This is a genomic window from Alkalibacterium sp. s-m-28, assembly GCF_054658175.1.
Genome location: NZ_BAAGIQ010000088.1, coordinates 1 through 7,621 on the forward strand (window position 1 = coordinate 1; position 7,621 = coordinate 7,621).

Here is a 7,621-nt window from a genome sequence, read left to right on the forward strand (position 1 = left end):
TTCTCTCTTTCTTTCTGTCAGATTTGTATACGTTTCCTTATTTTACCTTTGCTGGAGACATTTGACAAGAAAAAAAGCAATGTGATCCAGCAGTGTATTCACGTCTGCTGGATCACATTGCCTTTTTTCGCCTCTTTTTTATCGGTATAGAATGCTTTTCTACAGCTACTCTATCCTTTAGAAAATGATGAAGCTACTGTTCTTCTTGAGATTATCAATGCACGGCATGAAGCCCATAAATCGAATATTTACTGTTCTCAGTTGAACACGAGTGGGTGGTATGAGAATTTAGGTAATGGGACCGTAGCAGAAGCCATTATGGAGCGTATCATTCATAATGCTTATGATATTCAGCTCGATGGTAATCGATCAATGAGAGAAAAATTGAGTTTTAAACATACTGAAGCGTCATAAAATACTAATCTCACAGATGAACCTCATGAAACTATAGGGAAACCCTTGGTTTCATGAGGTTTTAACGTAACTGGTAAACTGTTCCGCAAGAACTGGTACATTCGATCGCAATCACTGGTACAAAAGACCGCAAAGGTGGTAAAAAACGTCCGCAATACCCATCATTCATGCACTCAAACAATTTATCTTGTTTACGATCAAAGGTAAGCGTAATAAATTTCTTCTTTGAGTAGGACAATATATAAAGAAAAATATTAAAGCGGAAGACTTCTCCCTGACTGCTTATCAGTCGCATTTCTTCTTTCCAATCGATTTGTACTGAAAGACCAGGCGTATATTCGACGCGTACAGTTGCTTTCTGTATCCGTTCTTTTTTCACTCCACGGCAATAGTCTCTAACAAGACTGTAACTCCCATCGAACCCTTTCTTTTGTATGAATTTGAAGATACTTTTAGCGGTACATTGATCTTCTAACTTAGTATCTATGATTTGTTTGAATGAATCTAATTTACTCGGATATGTCCTCCTTGTTTTAGGTTTATTACCTTGTAACGCTTCTTCATACGCTGCTTTAACCGTACGATAGTCACATCCGTATTGTTCCGCTAGCGCAGTATAATTGGGCTTTATGCCATCAATCATATGTTTTTTCACTCCTTCTCTGATATCTCTTCTCATTCCTATTCCACTCCAATTCTATAGGGGATAAGAAGAGTATATAAAAAATGTAGGAAAACCAACAATTTTACATTGTCATTTTCCTACATTTTATAACTGTTCTTTACACAGATGGCAAAAGGCAATATAAAAAGCCATTGCGAGGCACCTGAAAATCCTCTAAAGTTAGAGTTCCTACACTTTAACTGGAGGTATGAAAGGTATGCTCGCAATGACTGATATTAATACTATCAAAAATTTAAGAAACAATCACGATAAATCGATTGATCACATACGAAAAGAACTTGGAGTGAATTGGCGCACAGCTAAAAAATACGCCGATGGCAATAATTTCCCAAAGAAGAAAAAAATAGAGAAAACAGGCATGGTGTATGATGAAAAATGGGGAGATATTTTAACGTTATGGCTCGCCGAAGATGCCAAGTTACCGAAGAAAAAACGACGTACAAACGTAGCTTATCACCGTGAATTGCAAGAATTAGATTTCCCTGGGTCCTATCGGACTGTCTGTGGATTTGTTCAAGACTGGCGCTCTACTCACAATGATAAGGGTGCTATAGATAAAGGATTTGAACGTCTGGAACATCCCCCAGCAGATGCACAGCTAGACTTTGGAACGATGGAAGTCGAACATGAAGGATCATTTAAAGATGTAAAAGCATTGGTCATGACCTTCCCGTTTAGTAATGTGGGTTTTGCTGTTGCGTTACCTGCAGAGAATCAGGAATGTTTATTTGAAGGCATGACTCAATTGTTTCATCAAATCGGAGGTGTGCCAAAAGTCATTCGAATCGATAATATGTCCACTGCCGTCACGGAGAGAAAATCCAAATACAAACCTGCTGTATTAACCGAGGCTTATCTCCGCTTCGCCACTCATTACCGTTTCAACACGCAAGTATGTAATCCACGCAGCGGAGATGAAAAAGGAAGTGTTGAAAACAAAGTTGGTTATATACGCTACAACTTTTTCCCTACAAGCCCGTCAATGAAAGATTTTTCTTCTTTGAATGAGAAACTGAGGACACAGCTAATTGAAGATAGAGATCGAAATCATTATGAAAAAAATGTCTCCATCATTGAATTATGGGAAGAAGAAAAAACTGAACTACTGGCTCTTCCGGATTTGCCTTATCCCGTCTTTAAAGAGATCGAATGCAAAGCAAACAAGTATAACGAAATCAAACTTGATCAAACCCTCATTCACGTGCCTAAGGCACGAAATCACACTAAGATATATGCTGTTTTAACGGCTGAAACTTATACATTCTACAGTGGTTCTGGTGACATAATAGCTGAAGGTGATCGCCCTTATATGTTTAAAAATTGACCGATTGACTGGGTATCCATTTTATTGGACTGGCGTAAAAAACTCCGTTCAATGGAATACTCACGTTATTGGAAATATCTACCGGAGCGAATAAAATGATTATTGCATCGGAAATGTACCAGGTGGTAAAAAACCTCCGCAATACCCACTTCATCAAGTCCTATAGGACAATTGCAAAAAATGTTTAGTTAGAACCCTCTTTCTCAATCGTTTTGGGAGCTCAAAGAGCGATAAAGCGATTGAGAAAGAGAAAAAATAAAAACAGCGTTTCAGATTTCTAGAATAAATTTCCGAGATTAACTTTACACATACTATCAAAATAAGTTTCTATCCAGCTAAGTTCTTTCATGGTAAGATGTGTGTAGGCCATTTGTGGTCACTCCTCTAATTTTCGTGGTTGGAACTTGGTGAGAGTGTACCACAAATGGTTTTCTATTTTTCTAGCTTAATTTTACAATTCAAGTCTTTAAAAAATTAGTTAATCACTATCTTGTTCTATATTAACGAATCTATATATTCTTTAAGACCATGAATTCCGTTATCAATATAATGTTTTAAAAACGATGTCCCTATTATAACTCCATCAGCACCCGAATTTAATACTTTTATAATATCATTTCTCTGTTTAATACCAAAACCAACATATACTGGTATTCTACTATTTGCTTTTAGAAATTTTAAATTATCAATGTATTCATCAGGAACTTCGTTAAAAGTTCCTGTTTTCCCTTCCCCCGAAATGATATATGCTAAAGCTTCATTATTTTGAATCTTCTCTGATCTTATATTATCTTCTATATTGGGTGGATAAATTTGAACAGGTTTATCTATATCATTTTTTGTCATATATTTATCTACGCACAATATACCGGAATATAAGTCATTAAAATCAGCTAGACCATAGTTATTTAACCCCTCATAATACGTCATGATTATCACTTCAAAATCATACTTGTTTTTTACTTTTTTTAATGTTTCATTTATATCTTTAGGTGTTAAGCCATTAGCTAAAACCTCTTCGTGAGTTTTTCTGACTAAGGGTCCATCCATAAATGGATTTGTTACAGGAATACCTATTTCGATATACTTAAATTTGTAAGTCTTTAGTAAATCCAATATTTCAAAGAACTTTTTCTCATCTGGATAATTCAAAGTCACATAAAACATTATATTTCTCATTAGTTACCTCCTATTAGCTTTAATAGTCCTCCTAATAAAGGACCATAGAGGGTGTAATCAGTCTCACTTAATATTCGCATAATAGGTTCGTATGAACCCACCATCGGTAACAAAAAGGCTTGCCCAAAAATCAAGATCAATCCATTAATGAATGATCCAATTATTGCGCCACGTCTACCGCCATGCGCATTTCCAAATATAGCAGTCGCTGCTCCCGTGAAGAAAGTTGGAATTAAAGCTGGGAAAACAACAATTGGATAGTCAAATAGTCCCAATACCCACATACCTAAAACCCCAGCTGTCAAACTCATTAGGAACCCTACAATAACCGAAGTTGGATAATGTGGAAACAGTAATGGAACATCTAAACCTGGAACTGAGTTTGGAATGATCTTATTTGCAAATCCATGAAATGCAGGTATGATTTCCGATAGCATCATCCTTACACCTGTAATAATAACAGTGATCCACATACCGAATTCAATACCACGTAATAGTGAATAAACAAATATATCTTGTCCGCCACTAACATTTTCAGCTACCCAGCTTGGCCCTGCAAACAGTGCAACTGTAAAGAATAGTAGAGTCATTACAATAGTTAATGAAATCGTCATTTCTCTCAAAAATTGAAACTTCTTTGGTACTTTCATTGTTTCTAAATCTTTATCCTTATTTCCAAATACTTTTGCAAGTAAAGATGCTATAACTAATCCTGAAGAACTAGAATGTGCTAAAGTAAATCCTTCTGCTCCTTTAACTTCTCCTGTGAATATGGCTACAGATGCACAAGAAAATGTCATGTAAAGTCCTAATAGAACAGAGCCTACTATTACTAGCATAAGAAAACTTAGATCAGTGTTAAATTTAAGTAACGCAGCTATAAGTCCTGCGAAGAAAAATGATACATGTGCTGATAAGTGAACATACTTAAATTTAGTAAATCTAGCGATAAGTAAGTTCGCTAGAAATCCGAAAGCGAAAATCAAAGCCATTTCTGTACCAATATCTGATAAACTTTCTGCTTGGGCTGCGCCTATATCGGTTGACAACATTTCCATCCCAAACACTTTTGTAATCATAGGTTGTAAAGGTAATAGCGCTACCCCTAACGTTTGCCCACCTATATTTATTAATGTGAATCCAATCATTGTTTTAATTGCACTGGGTAGAATTTGATACCATTTCTTCTTTTGAGCGATCATGCCTGCAATGACAACGATGCCTATAATAAAGACAGCTTGACTTAAAACATTATTTATAAGGTACATTATAAAATTCATTTCAAAATCTCCTTTCATATATTATTTATTGATATTTTTTAGTAATTGTTCTTCTAAATAAGCTTTATCCATCATATTATCAATTCTAATAACGGTTGCCTCTGCGCTCCTTAAAGATTCCGCAAAATCTGAAGTTGTTATTAAAATATCATAACTTTCTGGGTTTACTGATCCGATATCTGATGCATCTACCTCTGCTTCAATATTATGTTTATCAAGTATCTCCTGAACAAATACTCGTAACATCATACTACTCCCAACGCCTGCACCGCAGATTGTCACTATTTTCAACATATTAATTTCCTCCCTTAATAATTTCCATAACTTCTTTTGTGTTTTCTGCCTTGTTCAATTTTTTAACTTTCAATGAATCACCTAAAATATCTACTAATTCAGATAACGCTTTTAAATGAGTTTGATGGTCAACTGCACATAGACCAATTACAATTTTTACAGGATCATTAGTAGGATGTCCAAAGACTACTGGTTCTTTAAGAGTAACTATACTCAGACCTATTTCTTTAGCTCCTTCTTCGGGTCTTGCATGAGGTATAGCAATACCTGGAGCTATTACTATATAAGTACCATTCTTTAAAACGTTATCTATCATAGCTTGAATATATCTTTCTTCAGCATAACCAGCCTTAACAAGAAGTTTCCCACTCTCTATGACAGCTTCATTCCTATTACTGCATTCTACATTTACACTCACTGTATCTTCGTTTAGCACCTCTTGCAACATTGGTTGATACACTCCTTTACTCTCGTTTATATCTCTCGTAATACCAAAATAACTATTTAAATCTTTTTTCAATTCAATCTTGTTCTCTATTACTGCATTTTTTTCTATAGTTTTTATTAGTTGATCTATATTAACAGGAACTGTTACTTGTCGTAATTCATTCTGAATTAAATTTTTATCATTTTTAGAAAGATAAGGATTGACATGGATACTTGGGATTGTCTGGTGGATAAACTCTACTGTTGAAATAATCAGATCAACCTCATTTTTTTCCAGCCAAATTTCTGCTTTTCTGACACTAAACGTTCCCTTTACATCAACGTAAAAATTTGTAACTATTTTACTCCTGAGTGTCTCAGACGTACTCATTCCTACATGGCAAACAATTATTATTCTTGGTTTTGCATTCATTGTTGACTTATTTCTTTCATAGGAAGAAGCAAAGAACAGGGTGAAAAACGACGATTCATTTGGAGTGAATATCACACCTAATTCCTTTTCAATTTTTTTATATTTGACACTACAACATTATGCAACTTTGAATGACTTTCAGTTACATAATCATATAAAGGATTTTTTATCCATTCGTGCATTTTAGCCCTTTTATAAGCTGGTCTTAAATGATTCAAAATCCCTTTAAACAGCATTTGGTCTGATATAAACATATCGAAGTCAAATTCTTCGGCTACTTTTTCGATAAAATATTTTGTCATAAGTGTTAAAGTGATCCATTTTTCCGATAGGCTTAGGTCGTTTCCAAGGATAGATGATTCTGAAAATTTCATTGCAATATATCGGCATTCTGGCTCAAGGATATTTAAATTAAAAATATTACTGAGCTCTTCTCTAGTATTAATAAAATATTTTTCTTCATTCGATAAAATATGCGGAAAACTTTTAGGTTCAATTTTAAATCCTAATTTCACTCTATAGTAAACAACTGTCAAAGCTAATATAATTTTATCGAAAGATTCATCACTTATTTCCACATTCATGTTCAAGGTACTTTCTAATAAAAACTCTTCAAGTTTGTTATACATTTGATAATTAGTATTAACTTGAATGTCATTTTCAGACAATAAATTAATCAAAGCGTTGCGTATGGCTATCTCATCACCATCAATTATATATCCTTGAAATGGTACGGTTGTAATCGAAACAGAATGCACTTTCAGCCATTTTCTTAAAAAAGAGATGTCTTTTAAGACAGTACTTCTAGAGATATAAAATCTTTCAATCAAATCATCTGTTGTAAAAGATTTTTTATGAAGTAAAATAAATTCCAACATTTCAAGTTGTCTGTCATAAGAACGATGTTGAGCAGACACCTTCAATCTTACATTATTGATGTGGTCAGGAAGTTCTTCTGAAAGTAATACAAAGCCATTTTCATTTATTATATGGGGATAGTTAAGCGTTCCCAAATTGTTGTTCAGTTTTTTTATATCTGTGTATATTGTTCTTTCGCTTACTTTTAAATCATTAGCTAAGGATTTTATTGAAACTTTTCTTCTTTCTTCACTTAAAATTGTAATGATATCCGATAATCGACTATCCATTCGTTGCCCTCCTAGGTTATTTACAGTCTATCAAGGAATTTACTTGTGCTCCAAATTGAATTTTCTTCAATTTTTGAAATGATAATGCACCCTATATCTGATACAAAAAATACCAATCTCTCATTGTACCTCTATGTTTTAGGACTACTGATCAATTTCCTAACGTTTCTTAGTTAATCACTTGCGTTAATTATGAAGTCAAATATTTTTGAAAGTCTTTATAAAAAAAGACTCGGGGCTGGGTGAGAAGAACTTCTGTCGACGTCAAGTAGAAATCGTCTGCTAATTAGTTTTCTGCAGTTTTTGCTAAATGAGCCAATTTCATAATTATTTGTCGTGTTTAACACCTGATAAATCAACTTTTTTAAAACATAGAAAAAAGGAACCCCCCCATATGGTACAATTAGGTTGTCGACTAAGACACGTACTCCAGGAGGG

General features: G+C 34.2%; 7 protein-coding genes and 1 pseudogene. 2 read left to right on the forward strand and 6 right to left on the reverse strand.

Going from position 1 to position 7,621, the window contains the following annotated elements; all coding sequences use genetic code 11:
• Nucleotides 1-183: 183 nt before the first annotated feature.
• A pseudogene (locus tag ACYQ4S_RS09810) lies at nt 184-414 on the forward strand (ATP-binding protein); the annotation flags it as partial.
• Between the two features lie 61 nt (nt 415-475).
• Here ACYQ4S_RS09810 and ACYQ4S_RS09815 read toward each other — a convergent pair.
• Nucleotides 476-1,093 carry a hypothetical protein gene (locus tag ACYQ4S_RS09815; protein ID WP_459770877.1) on the reverse strand — a complete coding sequence of 206 codons (618 nt, stop codon included), beginning with the start codon at nt 1,091-1,093 and terminating at the stop codon, nt 476-478.
• Nucleotides 1,094-1,295: 202 nt separating this feature from the next.
• On the opposite strand from ACYQ4S_RS09815, the gene istA reads away from it, so the two are divergent.
• Entirely contained in the window at nt 1,296-2,423 is a 1,128-nt protein-coding gene (istA, locus tag ACYQ4S_RS09820; protein ID WP_459770879.1) for an IS21 family transposase, read from the forward strand.
• Between the two features lie 495 nt (nt 2,424-2,918).
• On the opposite strand, the gene ACYQ4S_RS09825 is transcribed toward istA, so the two are convergent.
• The 5 genes from ACYQ4S_RS09825 to ACYQ4S_RS09845 form a co-directional block, all read right to left on the reverse strand.
• Nucleotides 2,919-3,602: a tryptophan synthase subunit alpha gene (locus tag ACYQ4S_RS09825; RefSeq protein WP_459770881.1), complete on the reverse strand. Its 684-nt coding sequence runs from the start codon at nt 3,600-3,602 to the stop codon at nt 2,919-2,921.
• Nucleotides 3,602-4,882, reverse strand: a complete 1,281-nt coding sequence (locus ACYQ4S_RS09830; protein WP_459770883.1) for a PTS ascorbate transporter subunit IIC — start codon at nt 4,880-4,882, stop codon at nt 3,602-3,604. Before ACYQ4S_RS09830 ends, ACYQ4S_RS09825 begins: the two co-directional genes overlap by 1 nt.
• A 21-nt stretch (nt 4,883-4,903) precedes the next feature.
• Nucleotides 4,904-5,176, reverse strand: coding sequence for a PTS sugar transporter subunit IIB (locus ACYQ4S_RS09835; RefSeq protein ID WP_459770885.1), 273 nt, complete (start codon nt 5,174-5,176; stop codon nt 4,904-4,906).
• Between the two features lies 1 nt (nt 5,177).
• Complete coding sequence (locus tag ACYQ4S_RS09840) at nt 5,178-6,035, reverse strand: PTS sugar transporter subunit IIA (RefSeq protein WP_459770887.1); 858 nt, start codon at nt 6,033-6,035, stop codon at nt 5,178-5,180.
• Between the two features lie 77 nt (nt 6,036-6,112).
• Nucleotides 6,113-7,183: a BglG family transcription antiterminator gene (locus tag ACYQ4S_RS09845; protein ID WP_459770889.1), complete on the reverse strand. Its 1,071-nt coding sequence runs from the start codon at nt 7,181-7,183 to the stop codon at nt 6,113-6,115.
• Nucleotides 7,184-7,621: the final 438 nt, after the last annotated feature.

Excerpts from the sequence above, each read along its gene's own strand:
- ACYQ4S_RS09815 (WP_459770877.1), bottom strand. The coding sequence starts at position 1,093 with ATGAGAAGAGATATCAGAGAAGGAGTGAAAAAACATATGATTGATGGC.
- istA (WP_459770879.1), top strand. The coding sequence starts at position 1,296 with ATGCTCGCAATGACTGATATTAATACTATCAAAAATTTAAGAAACAAT.
- ACYQ4S_RS09825 (WP_459770881.1), bottom strand. The coding sequence starts at position 3,602 with ATGAGAAATATAATGTTTTATGTGACTTTGAATTATCCAGATGAGAAA.
- ACYQ4S_RS09830 (WP_459770883.1), bottom strand. The coding sequence starts at position 4,882 with ATGAATTTTATAATGTACCTTATAAATAATGTTTTAAGTCAAGCTGTC.
- ACYQ4S_RS09835 (WP_459770885.1), bottom strand. The coding sequence starts at position 5,176 with ATGTTGAAAATAGTGACAATCTGCGGTGCAGGCGTTGGGAGTAGTATG.
- ACYQ4S_RS09840 (WP_459770887.1), bottom strand. The coding sequence starts at position 6,035 with ATGAATGCAAAACCAAGAATAATAATTGTTTGCCATGTAGGAATGAGT.
- ACYQ4S_RS09845 (WP_459770889.1), bottom strand. The coding sequence starts at position 7,183 with ATGGATAGTCGATTATCGGATATCATTACAATTTTAAGTGAAGAAAGA.